General features: G+C 59.5%; 18 protein-coding genes and 2 pseudogenes. 9 read left to right on the top strand and 11 right to left on the bottom strand.

What is annotated here, in order from left to right:
* Nucleotides 1-97, bottom strand: a pseudogene (locus ACIF4X_RS27735) (hypothetical protein); the annotation flags it as partial.
* On the opposite strand from ACIF4X_RS27735, the pseudogene gatB reads away from it, so the two are divergent.
* From gatB to ACIF4X_RS27715, 4 genes and pseudogenes are all read left to right on the top strand, one after another.
* Nucleotides 90-1,091, top strand: a pseudogene (gene gatB, locus ACIF4X_RS27730) (Asp-tRNA(Asn)/Glu-tRNA(Gln) amidotransferase subunit GatB); the annotation flags it as partial. The pseudogenes ACIF4X_RS27735 and gatB overlap by 8 nt on opposite strands.
* Nucleotides 1,092-1,236: 145 nt before the next feature.
* A complete protein-coding gene (locus tag ACIF4X_RS27725) occupies nt 1,237-1,611 on the top strand; it encodes a septal ring lytic transglycosylase RlpA family protein (protein ID WP_242205301.1) in 375 nt (124 codons plus the stop codon).
* Nucleotides 1,612-1,657: 46 nt separating this feature from the next.
* Nucleotides 1,658-2,719 (top strand): calcium/sodium antiporter, encoded by a 1,062-nt coding sequence (locus tag ACIF4X_RS27720; RefSeq protein ID WP_397484515.1) that lies wholly within the window; start codon nt 1,658-1,660, stop codon nt 2,717-2,719.
* Complete coding sequence (locus tag ACIF4X_RS27715) at nt 2,716-3,093, top strand: carboxymuconolactone decarboxylase family protein (RefSeq protein ID WP_397484514.1); 378 nt, start codon at nt 2,716-2,718, stop codon at nt 3,091-3,093. The genes ACIF4X_RS27720 and ACIF4X_RS27715 overlap by 4 nt, the downstream gene beginning before the upstream one ends.
* A gap of 84 nt (nt 3,094-3,177) precedes the next feature.
* On the opposite strand, the gene ACIF4X_RS27710 is transcribed toward ACIF4X_RS27715, so the two are convergent.
* From ACIF4X_RS27710 to kdgD, 5 genes are all read right to left on the bottom strand, one after another.
* Complete coding sequence (locus ACIF4X_RS27710; protein WP_397484513.1) at nt 3,178-4,119, bottom strand: AEC family transporter; 942 nt, start codon at nt 4,117-4,119, stop codon at nt 3,178-3,180.
* Nucleotides 4,120-4,371: 252 nt separating this feature from the next.
* Nucleotides 4,372-5,925: a galactarate dehydratase gene (gene garD, locus ACIF4X_RS27705; RefSeq protein WP_095119494.1), complete on the bottom strand. Its 1,554-nt coding sequence runs from the start codon at nt 5,923-5,925 to the stop codon at nt 4,372-4,374.
* Between the two features lie 11 nt (nt 5,926-5,936).
* Nucleotides 5,937-7,301, bottom strand: coding sequence for an MFS transporter (locus ACIF4X_RS27700; RefSeq protein WP_141127764.1), 1,365 nt, complete (start codon nt 7,299-7,301; stop codon nt 5,937-5,939).
* Between the two features lie 143 nt (nt 7,302-7,444).
* Complete coding sequence (locus ACIF4X_RS27695) at nt 7,445-8,890, bottom strand: aldehyde dehydrogenase family protein (protein ID WP_397484512.1); 1,446 nt, start codon at nt 8,888-8,890, stop codon at nt 7,445-7,447.
* Between the two features lie 75 nt (nt 8,891-8,965).
* Nucleotides 8,966-9,877: a 5-dehydro-4-deoxyglucarate dehydratase gene (kdgD, locus tag ACIF4X_RS27690; protein ID WP_016984321.1), complete on the bottom strand. Its 912-nt coding sequence runs from the start codon at nt 9,875-9,877 to the stop codon at nt 8,966-8,968.
* Between the two features lie 297 nt (nt 9,878-10,174).
* On the opposite strand from kdgD, the gene ACIF4X_RS27685 reads away from it, so the two are divergent.
* Nucleotides 10,175-10,555, top strand: a complete 381-nt coding sequence (locus ACIF4X_RS27685) for a hypothetical protein (RefSeq protein ID WP_397484511.1) — start codon at nt 10,175-10,177, stop codon at nt 10,553-10,555.
* 130 nt (nt 10,556-10,685) lie between these two features.
* On the top strand, nt 10,686-11,045 hold the full coding sequence (locus ACIF4X_RS27680) for a hypothetical protein (RefSeq protein ID WP_397484510.1): 360 nt from the start codon (nt 10,686-10,688) through the stop codon (nt 11,043-11,045).
* 7 nt (nt 11,046-11,052) lie between these two features.
* Here ACIF4X_RS27680 and ACIF4X_RS27675 read toward each other — a convergent pair whose 3' ends face one another.
* The 4 genes from ACIF4X_RS27675 to ACIF4X_RS27660 all read right to left on the bottom strand — a co-directional run bounded on the left by ACIF4X_RS27675 (nt 11,053) and on the right by ACIF4X_RS27660 (nt 15,615).
* Nucleotides 11,053-11,799 (bottom strand): FadR/GntR family transcriptional regulator, encoded by a 747-nt coding sequence (locus ACIF4X_RS27675; RefSeq protein WP_176472316.1) that lies wholly within the window; start codon nt 11,797-11,799, stop codon nt 11,053-11,055.
* A gap of 176 nt (nt 11,800-11,975) precedes the next feature.
* Entirely contained in the window at nt 11,976-13,703 is a 1,728-nt protein-coding gene (locus ACIF4X_RS27670; protein WP_397484509.1) for an ABC transporter ATP-binding protein/permease, read from the bottom strand.
* 96 nt (nt 13,704-13,799) lie between these two features.
* Nucleotides 13,800-14,360, bottom strand: coding sequence for a response regulator transcription factor (locus ACIF4X_RS27665; RefSeq protein WP_003221630.1), 561 nt, complete (start codon nt 14,358-14,360; stop codon nt 13,800-13,802).
* Nucleotides 14,353-15,615 (bottom strand): ATP-binding protein, encoded by a 1,263-nt coding sequence (locus ACIF4X_RS27660; RefSeq protein ID WP_397484508.1) that lies wholly within the window; start codon nt 15,613-15,615, stop codon nt 14,353-14,355. The genes ACIF4X_RS27665 and ACIF4X_RS27660 overlap by 8 nt, the downstream gene beginning before the upstream one ends.
* Before the next feature lie 314 nt (nt 15,616-15,929).
* On the opposite strand from ACIF4X_RS27660, the gene ACIF4X_RS27655 reads away from it, so the two are divergent.
* On the top strand, nt 15,930-16,646 hold the full coding sequence (locus ACIF4X_RS27655; RefSeq protein ID WP_397484507.1) for an SIMPL domain-containing protein: 717 nt from the start codon (nt 15,930-15,932) through the stop codon (nt 16,644-16,646).
* A 197-nt stretch (nt 16,647-16,843) separates the two neighbouring features.
* Here ACIF4X_RS27655 and ACIF4X_RS27650 read toward each other — a convergent pair whose 3' ends face one another.
* On the bottom strand, nt 16,844-17,209 hold the full coding sequence (locus tag ACIF4X_RS27650) for a DUF6124 family protein (RefSeq protein ID WP_397484506.1): 366 nt from the start codon (nt 17,207-17,209) through the stop codon (nt 16,844-16,846).
* A 955-nt stretch (nt 17,210-18,164) separates the two neighbouring features.
* On the opposite strand from ACIF4X_RS27650, the gene ACIF4X_RS27645 reads away from it, so the two are divergent.
* Nucleotides 18,165-19,766, top strand: coding sequence for an ABC transporter substrate-binding protein (locus ACIF4X_RS27645; RefSeq protein WP_397484505.1), 1,602 nt, complete (start codon nt 18,165-18,167; stop codon nt 19,764-19,766).
* A 260-nt stretch (nt 19,767-20,026) separates the two neighbouring features.
* A partial coding sequence (locus ACIF4X_RS27640; protein WP_397484516.1) for a hypothetical protein occupies nt 20,027-20,144 on the top strand: 118 nt, incomplete at its 3' end.

The following is a 20,144-nucleotide window of genomic DNA, read 5'->3' as shown; positions in this document are numbered from 1 at the left end:
CGAGATAATCCAGTTGCACGCCATCACGCAGCGGCCCGCGATAGACCACGCCGCCGAGGCGCGAAGCTTCTTCGAGCAAGGTGCAGCGCACGCCGCTGCTGGAAATCGTTTCCGAACCGGACATGCGCAGCGCCAAGGAAGCCGTGGCTTACGTCAAGGCGATCCACGCGCTGGTGCGTTACCTGGGCATCTGCGACGGCAACATGGCCGAAGGCTCGCTGCGTTGCGACTGCAACGTGTCGATCCGTCCGAAAGGCCAGGTCGAGTTCGGCACGCGCTGCGAGATCAAGAACGTCAACTCCTTCCGTTTCATCGAGAAGGCGATCAACTCCGAGATCCAGCGTCAGATCGAGCTGATCGAAGACGGCGGCAAAGTGATCCAGCAGACCCGTCTGTACGATCCGAACAAGGACGAGACCCGTCCGATGCGTTCGAAAGAGGAAGCCAACGACTACCGTTACTTCCCCGATCCGGACCTGCTGCCCGTGGTCATCGAAGAGTCGTTCCTCGGCGAGGTGCGCGCCACTCTGCCGGAACTGCCTCCACAGAAACGCGAGCGCTTCCAGGAGCAATTCGGTCTGTCGGTCTATGACGCCAGTGTCCTGGCCACCAGCCGCGAGCAAGCCGACTACTTCGAGAAAGTCGCGAGCATCGGCGGCGACGCCAAGCTGGCGGCGAACTGGGTGATGGTCGAGTTGGGCAGCCTGCTCAACAAGCAAGGCCTGGACATCGACGAGTCGCCGGTTTCGGCTGAACTGTTGGGCGGCATGCTGCAGCGCATCAAGGACAACACCATCTCCGGCAAAATCGCCAAGGTCGTGTTCGAAGCGATGGCCAACGGTGAAGGCAGCGCGGACGAGATCATCGAAAAACGCGGTCTGAAGCAAGTGACCGATAGCGGCGCAATCTCGGCGGTACTGGACGAAATGCTCGCGGCCAACGCCGAGCAGGTTGAACAGTATCGTGCTGCTGATGAAGCCAAACGCGGCAAGATGTTCGGCTTCTTTGTCGGTCAGGCGATGAAAGCGTCGAAAGGCAAAGCCAACCCGCAGCAAGTGAACGAACTGCTGAAAAGCAAGCTCGAAGGCTGATTCTGGCCCCGCGCTCGGGGATCGTTCCCACGCTCTGCGTGGGAATGCCGCCCCGGACGCTCCGCGTCCATTGCGGTGTGACGCAGAGCGTCACGGGATGCATTCCCACGCTGGAGCGTGGGAACGATCACTTTGGAGTATCTGAATGAAACGTCTGCTCGGCGCCTGCGCCCTGCTCTCTTTACTGGCCGGTTGCGCCAGCACCGACACCATCGACCCGCACGGTTACGACCAGACCGGCGTCGCCTCTTATTACGGTGCCAGGCACCACGGTAAACGCACCGCCAGTGGCGAGCCGTTCAACCAGAATTCCCTGACCGCCGCCCACCGCCAGCTACCCTTCGGCACGCGGGTGAAGGTCACCAACCTGAAAAACGATGAATCCGTCGTGGTCCGCATCAATGACCGTGGCCCGCATACCCGTGGACGCCTGATCGACGTGTCCCGCGAGGCCGCCGAACAACTCGGCATGCTGCGCAGCGGCACCGCGCGGGTTCGCGTGCAGGCCCTCGACGACTGATGGAGCGCTGACCATTTTCGGACTGACCGATTTACCGCTGATCAGCGTGATCGAATTGCTCGCCGGCCTGTGCCTGCTGATCTTCGGTGCCGAACTGATGGTGCGCGCGGCGGTGCGTCTGGCGGCGCGCCTGCATGTGCGGCCGTTGATCATCGGCCTGACCATCGTCGCCCTTGGCAGCAGCGCGCCGCAAATGGCCGTCAGCCTGCAGGCCGCGTTGGCCCACAACCCTGACATCGCCGTCGGCAGCGTGGTCGGCAGCAGCATTTTCAACATCCTTGTGACCCTCGGCCTGTCGGCGCTGATCATTCCTTTGCGTGTTTCTCGGCAATTGGTGCGTCTTGATATTCCGCTGATGATCGGCGCCAGCCTGCTGGTGTTCGTCCTGGCGTGGAACGAAGAGATCGGTCGCTTCGACGGCGTCCTGTTGTTGGCAGCACTGGCGTTGTATCTCGGCTTGTTGTTACGCCAATCGCGGCACTCGACGCGACCGCACTCGGAACAACCTGAAACAGCACAGGCCTCGTGGATCAGCAGCCTGCTGATGATCGTTATCGGTCTGGCGATGTTGGTGTTCGCCGGGCATTTGCTGCTGGGCGCCGCTGTCGTGGTGGCCACCGATCTTGGGTTCTCGGAGCGGGTGATCGGCCTGACCGTGGTCGCCGTCGGCACGTCGCTGCCGGAACTGGCGACCTCGCTGATCGCCGCATTGCGCGGGCAACGCGATATCGCCGTGGGCAACGTGATCGGCGCAAATCTGTTCAACCTGCTCGGGGTGCTCGGCCTGACTGCCTTGATCGCGCCGACACCGCTGTCGGTATCGCCGAACGCACTGGATTTCGACTTGCCGGTAATGCTCGGCGTCGCCGCGCTGTGCCTGCCGGTGTTCTATTCCGGCTACCGCGTGACGCGTGCCGAAGGTTTGCTGTTGCTCGGTTTGTACCTGGCTTACGGGCTGCACGTGGTGTCGTTCACCACCGGCATGCCCTTGGCCGGCAAGCTTGAGCGGCTGATGCTGTTTTACATCTTGCCGACGCTGTTGACGTTCCTGCTGTTCACGTCGATCCGCGCCTGGCGCCGCCAACATCACAAAAGGGATATGCCATGACCGAATCGAAGCAGTCCGGGGTTGAAGTCCGCCGCCAGGTAATGGGCGATGCGTTTGTTGATCGCGCCTTGGGCAACGCCACCGAGTTCAGTCAACCGTTGCAGGACTTCGTCAACGAACATGCCTGGGGTGGCGTGTGGAATCGTGAAGGTCTGCCGCTGAAAACCCGCAGTCTGATCACCCTCGCGGCGCTGACCGCGTTGAAGTGCCCGCAAGAGTTGAAAGGCCACGTGCGCGGCGCGCTGAACAATGGCTGCACGGTGGACGAGATTCGCGAGGCGCTGCTGCATTGCGCGGTGTATGCCGGCGTGCCGGCGGCGATAGATTCGTTTCGTGCGGCGCAGGAAGTGATCGACAGTTACGAGAAAAGCTAAAAAATCGCAGCCTTCGGCAGCTCCTACATGGAAATGTGGTCTCCTGTAGGAGCCGCCGCAGGCTGCGATCTTTTGATCTTGCCTTTATATCCACCCACCCCACTGCAAAACGAAGATCCCGATATTGGTGGTCAGCGCCGCCATCAATGTGGTCATCACGATAATCGCCGCTGCCAGTTCATGATTACCCTGCGCCGCCCGGGCCATGACAAAACTCGCCGCCGCCGTCGGGCTGCCGAAGTACAAAAACAGAATCCCCAGTTCCGCCCCGCGAAATCCCCACAACCACGCGCCGAGCGTCGCCAGCACCGGCAAGCCGACCATCTTCACCAGACTGGAACTGAGCGCCATGCTGCCGCTCTTGCGCAACGCCGCCAGCGACAACGTGCCGCCAATGCAGATCAACGCCAGCGGCAAGGTGGTCTGCGCCAGATACTGCCCGGAAGTTTCCAGCCAGCCCGGCAAACCGATCTTGAAGTAAGCAAACGGCGCCGCCGCAATCACGCTGATGATCAGCGGATTGCTGAACACGCTTTTGCAGATGCTCCACGGATCGGACTTGATCACCGGGCTGTACACCGCCAGCACGATGGTCGACAGGGTGTTGTAAAACAGGATCACCAACGCTGCGAGAATCGCCCCGAGGGAAATCCCGTAATCGCCGTACATGCTCGCCGCCAGTGCCAGGCCGATCACGCCGTTATTGCCGCGAAACGCGCCCTGGGTGTAGATGCCGCGATCTTCGCGCGGGCAACGGAAAATCGCCCAGCCCCAGGCCAGGGCAAAGCTCACCAGCGTGGCAAGGGAGAAGTAGATCAGCAGGGACGGTTGCAACGCGGCGTGCAGATCGGCATGCAGAATGCCGAGGAACAGCAGCGCCGGCATGGTGACGTTGAACACCAGTGACGAGGCGGTGTGGATGAAGTTGTCGTTGATCCAGTCGATGCGCTTGAGCAGCACACCGAGAAACAGCATGGCAAACACCGGCGCGGTGATGTTCAGGGTTTCGAGGAAGATTGCCAGCATGCCGGGGAGCCTTGGGTGAGCGTCGTTGGATGCCAATGATAAAGCAAAAGCCCCTCACCCTAGCCCTCTCCCAGAGGGAGAGGGGACCGATCGGGGGATATTCTAAAAATCCACCGACCTGAAATGACATCGCTGAATCCATAATCGACCCGATTTTTCAGGTCGATGTACAGCGCAAGACAACTCGGTCGGCCCCCTCTCCCTTCGGGAGAGGGCTGGGGTGAGGGTAGCTTTTGACCCACCCCCAAACCATCAGGTAATCGGCGCCGGGTTAAACAACGTAATGTCGTTATGCAGCTTGTGCTTCTCCGCCCACGTCTGCTGCTTGCCGCTCGCAACATCCAGGTAATAGTGAAACAACTCCCAACCCAATTCCTCGATGGTCGCGCGCCCTGTAGCAATCCGTCCGGCGTCGATATCGATCAAATCCGGCCAGCGCTGCGCCAATTCCGTACGCGTCGAGACCTTCACCACTGGCGCCATCGCCAAACCATACGGCGTGCCACGCCCGGTGGTGAACACATGCAGGTTCATCCCTGCCGCCAACTGCAACGTACCGCAGACAAAATCACTCGCCGGCGTCGCACAGAAAATCAGCCCCTTCTGCTTGAAACGCTCACCCGGGCCGAGCACGCCATTGATCGCGCTGCTGCCGGATTTGACGATCGAACCCAGCGACTTCTCGACAATGTTCGACAGCCCGCCCTTCTTGTTGCCCGGCGTGGTATTGGCGCTACGATCCGCTTCGCCCTTGGCCAGGTAACGGTCGTACCAGTCCATCTCACGCACCAGTTCCTCGGCAACGGTTTTGCTTTCGGCGCGCGAAGTCAGCAGGTAAATCGCATCGCGTACTTCGGTGACTTCGGAAAACATCACCGTCGCCCCGGCGCGCAATAACAAGTCCGAGGCGTAGCCCAGCGCCGGGTTGGCGGTGATTCCGGAGAACGCATCGCTGCCACCGCACTGCATGCCGAGGATCAACTCGGACGCCGGCACGGTTTCGCGACGGCGCTGATCGAGTTTCTTCAAGCGAACTTCGGCCAGTTCCATGATCTGTTCGATCATTTCGGTGAAACCGTGACTGGAATCCTGCAAGCGATACAGCCACGGATCGCTGAGATCCACCGACGCATCGTCTTCGTGCATCACCTGCCCGGCCTGCAATTTCTCGCAGCCGAGGCTAATCACCAACGCCTCGCCACCGAGATTCGGATTACGCGCCAGATTGCGCACGGTACGAATCGGGATGTAGGCGTCGGTGGCAGTAATGGCCACACCGCAGCCGTAACTGTGGGTCAGCGCCACCACGTCATCGACGTGTGGATACTTCGGCAGCAGCTCTTCCTTGATGCGTTTCACCGCATGATCGAGCACGCCGGTCACGCACTGCACGGTCGTGGTGATGCCAAGAATATTGCGCGTGCCGACGGTGCCGTCAGCGTTGCGATAACCCTCGAAGGTGAAGCCTTCCAGCGGTGCCTGCGCGTCCGGCACGTCGGTGGACAGCGGCAGGCTGTCCAGCGGCGGCGCGGTCGGCATGCGCAGTTGATCTTCCTTGACCCAACTGCCACGGCGAATCGGCTGCAATGCGTAGCCAATCACCTGACCGTAGCGAATCACCTGGCCGCCCTCGGGAATGTCTTCGAGGGTGACCTTGTGGCTCTGCGGCACAAATTCCAGCGTCACCAGGCCATCGGCAAATTCAGTGCCGGCCGGGGCGCCCTGGTCGTTGACCACTACCACCACATTGTCCCGCTCGTGCAGGCGGATGTGGCGCGGCGAGTCGGAATGTTCAATCAACTGCATGACGCCGCTCCTCAGGAATGCGCTTGAGACAATTTGCCGGTGGCTTCAGTACCGCCATGGGTTGGCGGCTCTTTGAGGACCACACGCTTGATCGGGCCAACGATCACCAGATAGCTGAACACCGCGACCAGTGCGTTGGCACCCACAAACACCAGCGCCCATTTGAACGAGCCGGTGGAGCTGATGATGTAGCCAATCACGATCGGCGTGGTAATCGAAGCGATGTTGCCGAAGGTGTTGAACAGGCCACCGCTCAAACCGGCGATCTGTTTTGGCGAAGTGTCGGAGACCACTGCCCAACCGAGTGCGCCAACGCCTTTGCCGAAGAACGCCAACGCCATGAAGCCGACGACCATCCATTCCACATCAACATAGTTGCAGGCAACGATGCTGCTCGACACCAGCAGGCCAGCGATGATCGGTGCTTTGCGGGCGAAGGTCAGCGAGTGGCCTTTGCGCAACAGGTAATCGGAAATCACCCCGCCGAGCACGCCGCCGATGAAGCCGCAGATTGCCGGCAACGAGGCGATGAAACCGGCCTTGAGAATGGTCATGCCACGCTCTTGCACCAGGTAAACCGGGAACCAGGTCAGGAAGAAATAAGTGATGCCGTTGATGCAGTACTGGCCCAGATACACGCCAAGCATCATGCGGTTGGTCAGCAACTGACGAATGTAATCCCATTTCGGGCCGTCCGCTTTTTTGCCTTGTTTCACGTCCATGTCGACCATGCCGCCGTTGTCGGCGATGAACTGCACTTCGGCTTCGTTGGCCATCGGGTGTTGGCGCGGGCTGTGGATAACCTTCAGCCAGATGCCCGAGAAGACGATACCGAACAGGCCCATGACGATGAACACGTGCTCCCAGCCAAAGGAGTAAACGATCCAGCCCATCAGCGGTGCGAACAACACGGTGGCAAAGTATTGCGCCGAGTTGAAGATCGCCGAGGCGGTGCCGCGTTCAGCGGTCGGGAACCAAGCGGCCACGATGCGCGCGTTGCCGGGGAACGAAGGCGCTTCAGCCAGACCGACGAGGAAGCGCAGCATGAACAGCGCAACGATGGCGGTGGACATGCCGAACTCACCGACAAAGCCTTGCAGCACGGTGAACAGCGACCAGGTGAAAATGCTCAGGGCATAGACTTTTTTCGAGCCGAAGCGATCGAGCAGCCAGCCACCGGGGATTTGCCCGGCCACGTAGGCCCAACCGAATGCGGAGAAGATATAGCCGAGGGTGACTGCGTCGATGCCCAGATCTTTTTGCAGGCTGGAGCCGGCGATGGCGATCGTGGCGCGGTCGGCGTAGTTGATCGTGGTCACCAGAAACAGCATGAGCAGGATCAAATAGCGGACGTGAGTCGGCTTGGACGATTGCATGTAGATGTACTCCCACTGATTATTTTTATGCGCGGGTGAATCTTCTTTGGTATTCCCTGTAGGAGCTGCCGAAGGCTGCGATCTCTTGATCTTGATCTTAAAGATCGCAGCCTTCGGCAGCTCCTACAGGGGTATTGCGTGTATCAGGAACCGATGTAGCTGGTCTTCACGACCGTGTAAAACTCTTGCGCATAGCGGCCTTGCTCACGTGATCCATAGGATGAACCTTTACGCCCACCAAACGGAACGTGGTAATCCACGCCAGCCGTCGGCAGATTGACCATGACCATCCCGGCTTGCGAATGGCGTTTGAAGTGGTTGGCATACTTCAGCGAAGTGGTCGCGATACCCGCCGACAGACCAAACTCGGTGTCGTTGGCCATCGCCAGCGCCGCGTCGTAATCGGCCACGCGAACGATGTTGGCCACCGGCCCGAAGATCTCTTCACGACTGATGCGCATCGACGCTTCACTGTCGGCAAACAGCGTCGGCGCGAGGAAGTAGCCTTCGGTATCGCACGTCACCAGACCACCGCCGCTGACCAGACGCGCACCTTCGGACTGGCCGATGTCGATGTACTTCATGTCCTGTTCCAGCTGCGCTTGCGAAACCACTGGACCGATATCAGTGCCGGATTTCAACGCGTGGCCGACCTTGATCGACTTCATGCGCTCGGCCATCGCCTCAACGAACTTGTCGTGAATGCCCGCAGTAACAATCAAACGGCTCGACGCAGTGCAACGCTGGCCGGTGGAGTAGAACGCGCTCTGCACCGACAGCTCAACCGCTTGCTTGAGGTCAGCGTCGTCGAGAATGATCTGCGGGTTCTTGCCGCCCATTTCCAGTTGAACCTTGGCCTGGCGCGACACGCAGTTGACCGCGATCTGCCGGCCCACACCCACCGAACCGGTGAAGCTGATGCCGTCGACTTTCGGGCTCTGGACCAGCGCATCACCCACCACGCGACCGCTGCCCATCACCAGGTTGAACACGCCGGCCGGAAAGCCTGCACGGGAAATGATTTCCGCCAGAGCCCAAGCGCAACCGGGCACCAGATCGGCCGGCTTCAACACCACGCAGTTGCCGTAGGCCAGGGCCGGGGCGATTTTCCACGCCGGAATCGCAATCGGGAAGTTCCACGGGGTGATCAGACCGACCACACCGAGGGCTTCGCGAGTCACTTCAACATTGACGCCCGGACGCACCGACGGCACATAGTCGCCGGACAGACGCAGGCATTCACCGGCGAAGAATTTGAAGATGTTGCCGGCGCGGGTCACCTCGCCGATGGCTTCGGGCAGGGTCTTGCCCTCTTCCCGGGCCAGCAGGGTGCCGAGTTCTTCGCGACGGGCGAGGATTTCCGTGCCGACTTTATCCAGCGAATCATGACGGGCCTGAATACCCGAAGTCGAATACGCCGGGAATGCCGCGCGGGCGGCGTCGATGGCGGCGTGGACCTGAGTCAGGTCAGCCTTGGCGTAGTCACCGATGTTGTCGCTCAGCTCGGACGGGTTGATGTTGGCCGAATAGTCGGCACCGGCAACCCATTCGCCGTTGATGTAGTTGTCGTAGCGTTTTGCATTTGTCACAGGGGCAGCCCTCAAAACTAAAAGCCTTTACGCAAAAAGCCGCTGATTACTCAGCGGCCGCGTTTTTGTCGGGTGTTACTGCGCACCTTGCTTGTCGATCAGCGCGGCGAGCATTTCGTACTCTTCGCCGGTCAGGTCGGTCAGCGGCGCCCGCACCGGGCCTGCGTCATAGCCGGCGATTTTCGCGCCTGCCTTGACGATGCTCACGGCGTAACCGGCCTTGCGGTTGCGGATGTCGAGGTACGGCAGGAAGAAGTCGTCGATGATCTTGCCGACGGTGGCGTGATCTTCACGGGCGATCGCGTGGTAGAAATCCATCGCGGTTTTCGGGATGAAGTTGAACACCGCCGACGAGTAAACCGGCACGCCCAGCGCCTTGTAGGCGGCGGCGTAGACTTCGGCAGTCGGCAGACCACCCAGGTAGCTGAAGCGATCACCGAGGCGGCGACGGATCGACACCATCAACTCGATATCGCCCAGGCCATCCTTGTAGCCGATCAGGTTCGGGCAGCGCTCGGCCAGACGTTCCAGCAGCGGCGCGGTCAAGCGGCAAACGTTGCGGTTGTAGACAACTACGCCGATGTTGACCGATTTACACACGGCTTCAACGTGAGCGGCAACGCCGTCCTGACTGGCTTCGGTCAGGTAGTGCGGCAGCAGCAACAGGCCTTTGGCGCCCAGACGCTCGGCTTCCTGAGCGTATTCGATGGCCTGACGGGTCGAACCACCGACACCGGCAAGGATCGGCACGCTGGTTTCGCAAGTGTCGACGGCAGTCTTGATGATTTCCGAGTATTCGCTGGCGGCCAGGGAGAAGAACTCACCAGTGCCGCCGGCAGCGAACAAGGCTGAAGCGCCATAAGGGGCCAGCCATTCCAGGCGTTTGATGTAGCCCGCGCGGTTGAAATCGCCCTGCGCGTTGAAATCGGTCACCGGGAAAGACAGCAGGCCGGCAGAGAGGATGGACTTCAGTTCTTGTGGATTCATTATTCGAACACCCTGGTAGCAACGTTTTTTGTGATTGGTCCGTTCAGCCTTCGCTGAAGTTGTAGGTCATCGTACAACTTAAAAAATAACCGTCAACTGCATTTCATCGTTGTGGGTGTTTTTTTGTCGGACAAAACTGTTTAAGGCTTGGCAGGACGCGTCGCAAACGCCTGTGTTTAAAGGGTTTTAGCGCGGAAATGTCTGGTCAAGATTCGTTTACTGAGCGCTGGAGAAACGCCGGGTAAGGTGCGACGACTGCCACGAAGGATCGTGGCGGACCACTCGAAGGAACCCGAAATGTTTGTGAATTATGCTGCTCCGACCCTGTCGCACATTGCCGCTTCGCCTTCCGCCCCACTCACCCTTCAGCTATCGCTGCTGCCGGATGTATTGATCGTACAAGTGCCCGACTCCAGCGATTTCCCGGCGAACTGGAGCGTCTACCCGATTCTGGGAGACGACCCGGAAGAGCCGGAGTGGGTAGGTGAAGAGGTGAACACTGGCACCTGGGACGATGCTGAAGACGAGATGGAGAAACTGACGGGAATCGAGTTGCAACTGCCTAAAGAGGCTCTGCGTCCGTATCTGAACAGGGTGGTTGAACTGCGCTACAAGTTTTGTGATGAGTCGAGTATGGAGCCGTTTTCGCAGGTGTTGAGATTGCGGATCGAGGGCTGAACCTGGTCGTGCGGGAGCGGTGACCGTTCGTCGGAACTGGTATTTCTTACAGGTGCCAGTCTTACGCACTCCAGATATCAATCAGCTTGAGCCGACACGGCTCGTTTCGACAACCAAAAGGATCTTGAAGATGAATAAAAGCTTCGCTATTCAAATGCTGCCTGCACCTGTGCTGAAGGAAGCAATCAATGACGTCCTGCACGTACATGACCTGGTAGGCCCCGCTCACGGCGAAGTACCTGCGCTCCAAGAAGCGGCCTCAGGGGACAGAATTACACTGAAAGTGTACGACCCAGAAGGCGCCGAGCAGTGGTCAGACTCCGTTGTACTGACACCAATCTCCGCTGGAAAGCCCGTTGAGTTTGCAATTCCGAAAGCGCAGTTTGAAAAAATGCTGAACGCTGGTCAGAACGCTAAATTGCAGTACTCCTTAGAACATGCGGGCGACCAAAAGCTTTCGATGCAACTGGTAATCGAGCTTAAAGACTGATCCAACCTCAACCCTGCGCCTGCGCCTCTTCATGGGCCTGGCGCAGTCTTTCGCGGCTGTTGGTCAGGTGCAGACGCATCGCCGCACGCGCCGCATCGGAATCCTGACGGGCGATCGCGTCGTAGATTTCTTCGTGCTCACGGCTCAGGCGGCTCATGTAGTGCTGCTGGTCATCATGGGCCAGACGCGCCGAATTCAGCCGCGTACGCGGAATGATGCTGGTGCCCAGGTGGGTCATGATGTCGGTGAAGTAACGGTTGCCGGTGGACAGGGCGATTTCCAGGTGGAAAGCAAAGTCCGACGCGACCGCATCACTGGCATGGGCGGCGCTTTCGTTGAGCGCATCGAGGGCGGCGCGCATGGTGGCCAGTTGCTCGGCGCTGCGACGTTGCGCGGCAAGGCCGGCGGATTCCACTTCAAGGCTGATGCGCAATTCGAGAATGGCCAGCACATCACGCAGGGTAACGACGGTGGCCGGGTCGATGCGGAAACCACTCGGGCTCGGCGTGTCGAGCACGAAGGTGCCGATGCCGTGGCGGGTTTCCACCTGGCCGGCAGCCTGCAAACGCGAAATCGCCTCGCGCACCACGGTGCGGCTGACGCCATGGGCTTCCATGATTGCCGACTCGGTAGGCAGTTTGTCACCGCGCTTGAGCAGGCCATCGCGGATCTGCTCGCTCAGCACCGTCACCAGTTCCTGGGCCAGACTGCGGCGCTTGCGCGGGAGGCGCGGGGTGTCGATCAGGTTTTCCATGGTTTGCATTTTGTCTCGAAAATTCGGCTTGTGGGCATCATAGCTCAAGCGGGTTGTACGATCACCGTCAACACGACGTCCCTGTAGGAGCTGCCGAAGGCTGCGATCTTTTGATTTTGACCTTTTAGAATCAAAAGATCGCAGCCTTCGGCAGCTCCTACAAGGGATCCGTGGCGTCAGGCGGTCACGGTTTGCTCTATCAAGTGGCCGCTGTCGATCCGCACATGCCGTGGATGGAAGCGTTTCAAACTGCTGCGATGGCCGACACTGACAATGCTCAGCCCCGGCAATTGGTCGATCAGTGCCTGATACAGCGTCGCTTCATCTTCCTCATCCATCGCCGAAGTCGCCTCGTCCATGTACAACCATTGCGGCGCGTAAAGCATAGCGCGAGCGAAGGCCAGTCGTTGCTGCTCGCCCGGCGAGAGCATGCGTTGCCAGTGGTTGGCCTCGTCCAGGCGCGCGACCAGATGTGGCAGGCGGCAGGTTTCCAGCACTTGTGCATAACGTTCCGGCGCGTAGGTGTCGCCCGGTTGTGGATAACTCAACGCCTCGCGCAGGGTGCCGATCGGCAGATAAGGTTTCTGCGGCAGGAAAAGGTAACGCGCTGCCGGCAGACGAATGCTGCCATGCCCCGCCGGCCACAAATGCCCCATCGCCCGCAACAGCGTCGACTTGCCGCTGCCGGAACGGCCGCTGAGCATCACTCGGTCACCCGGTTCGACGGTCATGTCGGCGCTGGTCAGCAGATGACGCCCATCGGCCAGGTCCAGACCGAGGTTATGCACCTTCAATTCGCTGCCCTGATTCTGCACATCGATGGCCGGGGTGCGCTCTTCGTTGTCGGTCATGGCCTGGCGGAAACTCAACAGACGATCACACGTAGCGCGCCACGCGGCGAGGTCCGAATACGCGCTGATGAACCAACTGAAGTTCTCCTGCACGTTGCCGAACGCCGAGTTGATTTGCATCAACTCACCCAGTTCGATCTTGCCCGCCAGATAACGCGGTGCGGCGACGATGAACGGGAAGATGATTGCGATCTGGCCGTAGCCCGAGGTGAAGAACGTCAGGCGTTTGGACACGCGCATGATGTCCCAGAAGTTGTGCCAGACCAGCCCGAAGCGGCTGCTCAAACGACGATTCTCGTTCGGCTCACCGTTGTACAACGCGATGCTTTCGGCGTTTTCACGTACTCGTACCATGGAGAAACGCAAATCAGCTTCGAAGCGTTGTTGTTGGTTGTTCAAGCCGATCAGGCGTCGACCGATCAAGTGCGTCAGCCAACTGCCGACCGCTGCATAAATCAGCGCACACCAGAACATGTAGCCGGGAATCTCGATGCCGAAGACTTCGATGCTGCCGGAAACGCCCCACAAAATGATCGAGAACGACACCAGACTGACCACGGTACGAATCAGCCCGAGACCCAGGCTCAGGGTGTTGGCGGTGAAGGTATTGAGGTCTTCGGAAATCCGCTGATCGGGGTTATCGGTGTAACCGCCCTGCTCCAGCTGATAGTAGTTCTTGTGGCCGAGCCAGCGTTTGAAGTGATTCTCGGTCAGCCACGCCCGCCAGCGAATCGTCAGCATCTGCGTCAGATAGAGGCGATACACCGCCCCAAGGATCGCCACCGTGGCAATCCCACAAAAATACAGAATCAATTGCCAGAACGCCGCCTCGTCCTTCTTCTGCAGCGCGTTGTAGAAATCCTTGTACCAACTGTTGATCCACACCGAGATCGCCACGCTGAAAAGCGACAGCGCAATCACGGCAATCAGCAACGTCCAGGCCTTGCCCTTCTCTTCGCTGCGCCAGTAGGGCGTGGTCATCGCCCACACTTTACGAAAAAACTGCCCGCGCACAGCATCGTTGACCGCGGAATATTCAGCGTTCTGATTCATGGATAAGGCTCGATATAGATAAGAACAGACACGCACCGATCATAGTAGATCGGTGCGTTTTATCGCGCGGGCTGGCGATAGTCGTTCAGCGCAGGTTCAGCGACGAACCGGGCGCTTCTGCAGTTTGCGCTGCAGGGTGCGGCGGTGCATGCCCAAGGCGCGGGCAGTGGCGGAGATATTGCCTTCGTGCTCGGTGAGCACGCGCTGAATGTGCTCCCACTGCAGGCGATCGACCGACATCGGGTTTTCCGGCACCAGACTGTCGAGGTCGGCGTGCTCGGACAGCAATGCAGCCAGCACGTCGTCGGCGTCAGCCGGTTTGCACAGGTAGTTGCAGGCGCCGCGCTTGATCGCCTCGACGGCGGTGGCGATGCTCGAATAACCGGTGAGGATCACCACGCGCATTTCCGGGTCCAGCTCCAGCAACTTGGGCAGCAGCACCAGACCGGAGTCGCCGTCCATTTTCAGGTCGAGCGCGGCGTAATCAGGCAGATCGGCCTGGGCGATGGTCAGGCCTTCTTCGGCGGAACCGGCGGTGCTGACGCGAAAGCCACGGCGAGCCATGGCGCGCGCCATCACTCGGGTGAACGTTGCGTCGTCGTCGACCAGCAGCAAATGCGGCAGTTCTTCGCCTTCGACTTGGATTTCGTCACTCATGTTGGTCTCCTCGGGCGCCGTGGGGCAGGCGCAGCTCGGTGAGCGTGCCGCCTTCCTCATGACTATAGAGTTTCACTGAGCCGCCGGCGCGTGTCACGCTGGCCTTGCTCAAAAACAGGCCCAGGCCGAAACCTTTGCCCTTGGTGGTAAAAAATGGTTTGCCGATCTGTTCGGCGATGGCCAGCGGCACACCGGCGCCGTGGTCACGAATGCTGATGGTCAGGTTCTCGACGTCCCAGTCCAGGGTCACCTTGAGATTCTCCGGACAGGCGTCGGCGGCATTGTTGAGCAGATTCAACAGCGCCTGAGTCAGGTCCGGCGGCGGTGCCATGCGCGGAACGGTGCCTTGGCCGAGACGGTGGAAGCGATAGCTGGCCTCCGGACGCATCAGGTGCCAGCGGTTCAGCGCTTCATCGAGCCAGTCGGTGACGTCCTGCATCTCGACGGCCAGACGCCGGTTGGCTTCGGCGGCGCGGACCAGTTGCTGCAACGTTTCTTTGCACAATTTGACCTGATCCTGCAGCACCTTCAGATCGTCCTGCAGCATCGGGTCAGGATGATCCTGCTGCATCTCCTTGAGCAGTACACTCATGGTCGCCAGCGGCGTGCCGAGTTCATGGGCGGCGCCAGCGGCCTGGGTAGCAACGGCGAGCAATTGCTGATCGCGCAGGCCTTCTTCACGGCGGATCGCGCGTAATTCTTCCTGGCGGCGCAGTTCCTCGGCCATGCGTGCGGCGAAAAAAGTGATCACCGCAGCGGCCAGGGCAAAGCTCAGCCACATGCCGTAGATCTGCAGGTTCTCGCGGGCGACCGGCAAGGTTTCCAGTGGATAGAAGCGCGTCAACATCACGGTGTACAGCGCCAGCGCGATACCGGACAGAACCACCGAATAGCGCCACGGCAGCGTCACGGCGGCGATGGTCAGCGGCACCAGATAATAGGAAACAAACGGGTTGGTCGAACCGCCGGAGAAATACAGCAATGCACTGTGGATCACCAGATCGCAGGCCAGCTGCAGCGCATATTCGAGTTCGGTCACCGGCCACGAAGTGCGCAGGCGCACGGCAGTAAACACGCAGAGCAGCGTCGAGCAGCCGAGGGTCATCGCCAGTTGCACCCATGGCAACGGCAGCAGTTGCAGCCAGTAGGCCAGGCCCACGGAACCGGCCTGCGCGGCGAGCACCAGAGTGCGGATGAAAGTCAGCCGCCAGAGGTTCTGGCGAGTGGCGGAAGTCAATTGTACGGGGGCGAGCATGAGCTCTCCTGATGAGCGCTCCAGGCGGATCGCACGGAGTATAACCAAGCCGCGCCCTTCAGAGGCGAAAGTGCGGCAAACGACCACATGGCGAAAACATTTTCGGCGGCTATAAGGACGCCTTCGCGAGCAGGCTCGCTCCCACAGGGGAATGCATTTCAAGGTGGGAGCGAGCCTGCTCGCGAATGGCTGCGCAGCAGCCCCGGTCATCTGTATAGAAGTTGTAACTGGGCGAACCGGATCATAAAAGTTAGAGTCTGATGGTTTCACGCAGGCCCCCGAACCATCACCTGCGCCCTCATCAAGGAGCTTTCATGCACACATTTCGCCGCAGCGCCGCCCTTCTCGCCCTGACCGTCGGCAGCGTCGCCAGCCTTCCGGCCCTGGCCGCCGATGAGCTGCACTACAACCAGATTTCCCTGCGCGCCGAAGTCAGCACGGAAGTCGCGCGCGACCTGATGATCGTCACCCTCTACACCGAAGAACAAAACACCGACCCGGCCAAACTCGCCGCCGACGTCAGCACCACCATGAACAAGGCCCTGGCCCAGGCCAAGCAAGTCAAAGACATCACCCTGCGCCAAGGCAGCCGCAACAGCTACCCGATCTACGACACCAAAGGCCAGAAAATCACCGGCTGGCGTGAACGCGCCGAACTGCGCCTGGAAAGCGCCGACTTCGCCGCCCTGTCCAAACTCACCGGCGAACTGCTCGGCGACCTGAAAATGGGCGGCATGGACTTCGCCATCGCCGACCCGACCCGCAAGGCCAGCGAAGACCAATTGCTCAAAGAAGCCGTGACCGCCTTCAAGGCCCGCGCCCAACTGGCCACCGATGCACTGGGCGGCAAGGGTTACAAAATCGTCAACCTGAACCTCAACAGCAACGGTTATCCACAGCCGTACCTGCGCGCACCGATGATGATGAAAGCGGCGGCGATGGATTCGGCGCCGGTGACGCCAGAAGTTGAAGCGGGCACCAGCCAGGTGAGCATGACGGCTGATGGCTCGATTGAAGTGTTGATGCAGTGATTTGATGTGGGCTGAATGAAAAACCGCCGATCAGTGAATGATCGGCGGTTTTTTTGTGTCCAGGATTTGTGTGTTGAATGATCCGCCGCCATCGCTGGCAAGCCAGCTCCCACAGGTCTGCAGTGTTTTGAAAATTGCATATGACCCTGTGGGAGCGGGCTTGCCAGCGATGAACGATGACGCGGTATCCCGACGAATCAGGTCTGCGGATCAACCCGATCCAGCGCCCGATTCACCGCCAGCTCGGCCAGCATGATGATCTGCTGAATCGCCAACGCCGTATTACGCTCGGGCCGGCCCAATTGATCGGCAAAGTTAGCGGTTAACGTGTTCGCCGACGCGAGTGACTCACAGGCATGCGCCAGCAGGCTTTCGGTGTCGATGTTCGGCTGGATCAGGAACATCGTACTGGGTTGCCGGGGTTTGACCGGGTCGGGGCTGAGGTAGAAATCCAGGGCGCGCTTGATGGCTTCGCGGGTTTTGATCTGGTCGTCGGCGCGGATGGCTTCTTCGAGTGGGGATGTGGGATCGATAGGTGGATCGGGGACAATTTTATCTTTCATGAAAATCTGCTCGTCATTCGAGCCGCCCTTGACCATTTCTCACGTGGCAAAGGGTGGCAGCTATGTGCGGAGTGAGAAACCGGTGAGCAGAAAACCGGCCAGACCGAAGTCTGCCCGCACACAGCCGCCATAAGGCATTACGACAGCAAATAAGGCCGGCCGCAATTATGGTCTTACTGGTGCTAGTTTCAAGCTCGGCGGGTTCTCACACCCGATCACTGAACATTCAGCGACACCCAGAGCCTAGAGAGCGAGCGTCCGACGGACAACCTGAAAACATTGTGGGAAGGTTCTGGTTATCCGACACAGATTTAAACAGCCAAAAGCCAACCCTCACCCTAGCCCTCTCCCGGAGGGAGAGGGGACTGATCGAGGTGTTTGGGAGAGATACGCCGACGTGCGATACCGAGTCGAACTCAGGCTTTGAAAAGCCCACAAATCGGCCCCCTCTCCCTCGGGAGAGGGCTGGGGTGAGGGGCAGCAACAACGCAAATCAAAAGCCGAACACCCCTGCTCTTCACCACTCACTAGGCCGAGTGTCAGCTCGCCTGCTCTTGATCTTGATCCACGGGCGACGTCGGAAGGCTGAGTGGAGGGATTGATCCGGGCGTGGGAGCGCAGCGACCGTTTGGCGAAGCCAAACACAGCGGGAGTAGGTGCAGCGAAGCAAACCGGAGACGCTGCGCCAGGATCGATCCCGGAGCGAAGGAACCCCGAGCCCCAGCGAGCGGGCCGTACGTAGGAGCAAGCGTTTTTGGTTACTTTTTAGGCGTTTGTAAAAAGTGACCCGCCGTAAGGGCGGAACCCTAAGCAGCCATCACCGCAGCAACGGATATGCCCACAACCGCTGGATATACCGAGATAGACACTCCCCCAAGAAAAACGATATTTCCGAATCCCCCCAAATCCTCGCTACCCTGAAAACACAACCACCTCCAATTTCCCCGGGGACTCCATGGAAAGATTCACCCTCAAACCACTATTAATCACCCTCGCACTAACCGCCATAGCCCCGTTAGCAAACGCCGCCACAACCCTGGTCTACTGCTCCGAAGCCAGCCCGGCAGGCTTCGACCCCAGCCAATACACCAGCGGTACCGACTTCGACGCCTCCGCCGAAACCGTCTTCAACCGCCTCACCCAATTCCAGCGCGGCGGCACCGACATCGAACCTGGCCTGGCAACAAAATGGGACATCTCCCCGGATGGCCTGCAATACACCTTCCACCTGCGCCAAAACGTAAAATTCCACACCACCGACTACTTCAAACCCACCCGAAACTTCAACGCCGACGACGTGCTCTTCACCTTCCAGCGCCTGCTCGACCCAGAGAACGCCTTCCGCAAGGCCTACCCCGCCGAGTCCCCGTACTTCACCGACATGGGCCTCAACACCACGATCAAATCGGTAGAAAAACTCGACGACCAGACCGTGCGCTTCAACCTCAACAACGTCGACGCCGCGTTCGTGCAAAACCTCGCCATGAGCTTCGCCTCGGTGCAATCAGCCGAATACGCCAACCAACTGTTGAAGGAAGGCAAAGCCGCCGACCTCAACCAGAAACCCATCGGCACCGGCCCATTCGTGTTCAAGCGCTACCAGAAGGACTCGCAAATCCGCTACGCCGCCAACACCGCCTACTGGAAACCCGAGGACGTGAAGATCGATAACCTGATTTTCTCGATCACCCCGGACGCCGCCGTACGCTTGCAAAAGCTCAAGGCCGGCGAATGCCAGGTCAGCGGCTACCCACGCCCGGCCGACATCGAAGTGATGGAAAAAGACCCGAACCTGCGCGTGCTCAAGCAGGCCGGTTTCAACCTCGGTTTCCTCGCCTACAACACCACCCACGCGCCCCTCGATCAGCTCAAGGTTCGGCAGGCGCTGGACATGGCCATCGACAAACCGGCGATCATCAAAGCCGTTTACCAAAGCGCCGGCCAGTTGGCCCAAAACGCCTTGCCGCCAGCGCAATGGTCGTATGACCCGAATATCAAGGACGCTCCCTACGACCCGGAAAAAGCGCGGGTGCTACTGAAAGAAGCAGGGGTTGCGCCGGGTACAACCATCAACCTTTGGGCGATGACAGTGCAGCGCGCCTCGAACCCGAATGCGCGGATGTCGGCACAGATGATCCAGCAGGATTGGGAGAAGATCGGCATCAAGGCCAACATCGTCAGCTACGAATGGGGCGAGTACATCAAACGCGCCAAAAATGGCGAACACGACGCGATGATCTATGGTTGGACAGGTGACAACGGTGACCCGGACAACTGGCTTGGTGTGCTCTACAGCTGCGCGGCGGTAAAAGGCAGCAACTACGCCAAATGGTGCGATCCGGCCTACGACAAACTGGTGCAACAGGCCAAGTTATCAACGGATAAAGAGCAACGGGTAAAACTGTATCAACAGGCGCAACTGATCCTTAAACAGCAAGTGCCGATCACCCCGATTGCCAACTCCACGGTGTTCCAGCCGCTGCGCAAGGAAGTCACCGACTTCCGTATCAGCCCGTTCGGTCTGACCCCCTTCTATGGCGTGGGTATAAATAAGTAACACCGAGCCCCAAGGCGGCGCGCACAACGTGACCAACGCACCGTTTTGGGGCTTCATTTGCACCGTAAAAACCACCCGCAAACGGTCAAATGCGTCAGAAGTTATACAGATGCGACATTAAGGTACGTTCGTGCCACGCTTTGAGGCCGGTAGTCGCTCTGGATCTTGCAATGGGTATGGCCCCTGCATAAGTATCCGCAGGCACGACTCACGAGGTCGTACCTCACAACTAAAAAATGACAACAAATCATGAGGCCAACATGCTTAAACACGCGGTCATTCCGTTTTTAGTCGGCGCAGGCTTGATAGCCTCCTCACCTTTCGCATCCGCTGCGACTAACCTGGTGTTCTGCTCCGAAGGCAGACAGGCCGGTTTCG

The organism is Pseudomonas sp. NPDC085632, assembly GCF_044541255.1.
Taxonomy (GTDB): domain Bacteria; phylum Pseudomonadota; class Gammaproteobacteria; order Pseudomonadales; family Pseudomonadaceae; genus Aquipseudomonas.
This window is presented reverse-complemented; position numbering and strand designations above follow the sequence as displayed.

Coding starts and splice junctions, on each gene's coding strand:
- ACIF4X_RS27725 (WP_242205301.1), top strand. CDS start 1,237: ATGAAACGTCTGCTCGGCGCCTGCGCCCTGCTCTCTTTACTGGCCGGT.
- ACIF4X_RS27715 (WP_397484514.1), top strand. CDS start 2,716: ATGACCGAATCGAAGCAGTCCGGGGTTGAAGTCCGCCGCCAGGTAATG.
- ACIF4X_RS27710 (WP_397484513.1), bottom strand. CDS start 4,119: ATGCTGGCAATCTTCCTCGAAACCCTGAACATCACCGCGCCGGTGTTT.
- garD (WP_095119494.1), bottom strand. CDS start 5,925: ATGCAGTTGATTGAACATTCCGACTCGCCGCGCCACATCCGCCTGCAC.
- ACIF4X_RS27700 (WP_141127764.1), bottom strand. CDS start 7,301: ATGCAATCGTCCAAGCCGACTCACGTCCGCTATTTGATCCTGCTCATG.
- kdgD (WP_016984321.1), bottom strand. CDS start 9,877: ATGAATCCACAAGAACTGAAGTCCATCCTCTCTGCCGGCCTGCTGTCT.
- ACIF4X_RS27685 (WP_397484511.1), top strand. CDS start 10,175: ATGTTTGTGAATTATGCTGCTCCGACCCTGTCGCACATTGCCGCTTCG.
- ACIF4X_RS27680 (WP_397484510.1), top strand. CDS start 10,686: ATGAATAAAAGCTTCGCTATTCAAATGCTGCCTGCACCTGTGCTGAAG.
- ACIF4X_RS27675 (WP_176472316.1), bottom strand. CDS start 11,799: ATGGAAAACCTGATCGACACCCCGCGCCTCCCGCGCAAGCGCCGCAGT.
- ACIF4X_RS27670 (WP_397484509.1), bottom strand. CDS start 13,703: ATGAATCAGAACGCTGAATATTCCGCGGTCAACGATGCTGTGCGCGGG.
- ACIF4X_RS27665 (WP_003221630.1), bottom strand. CDS start 14,360: ATGAGTGACGAAATCCAAGTCGAAGGCGAAGAACTGCCGCATTTGCTG.
- ACIF4X_RS27660 (WP_397484508.1), bottom strand. CDS start 15,615: ATGCTCGCCCCCGTACAATTGACTTCCGCCACTCGCCAGAACCTCTGG.
- ACIF4X_RS27655 (WP_397484507.1), top strand. CDS start 15,930: ATGCACACATTTCGCCGCAGCGCCGCCCTTCTCGCCCTGACCGTCGGC.
- ACIF4X_RS27650 (WP_397484506.1), bottom strand. CDS start 17,209: ATGAAAGATAAAATTGTCCCCGATCCACCTATCGATCCCACATCCCCA.
- ACIF4X_RS27645 (WP_397484505.1), top strand. CDS start 18,165: ATGGAAAGATTCACCCTCAAACCACTATTAATCACCCTCGCACTAACC.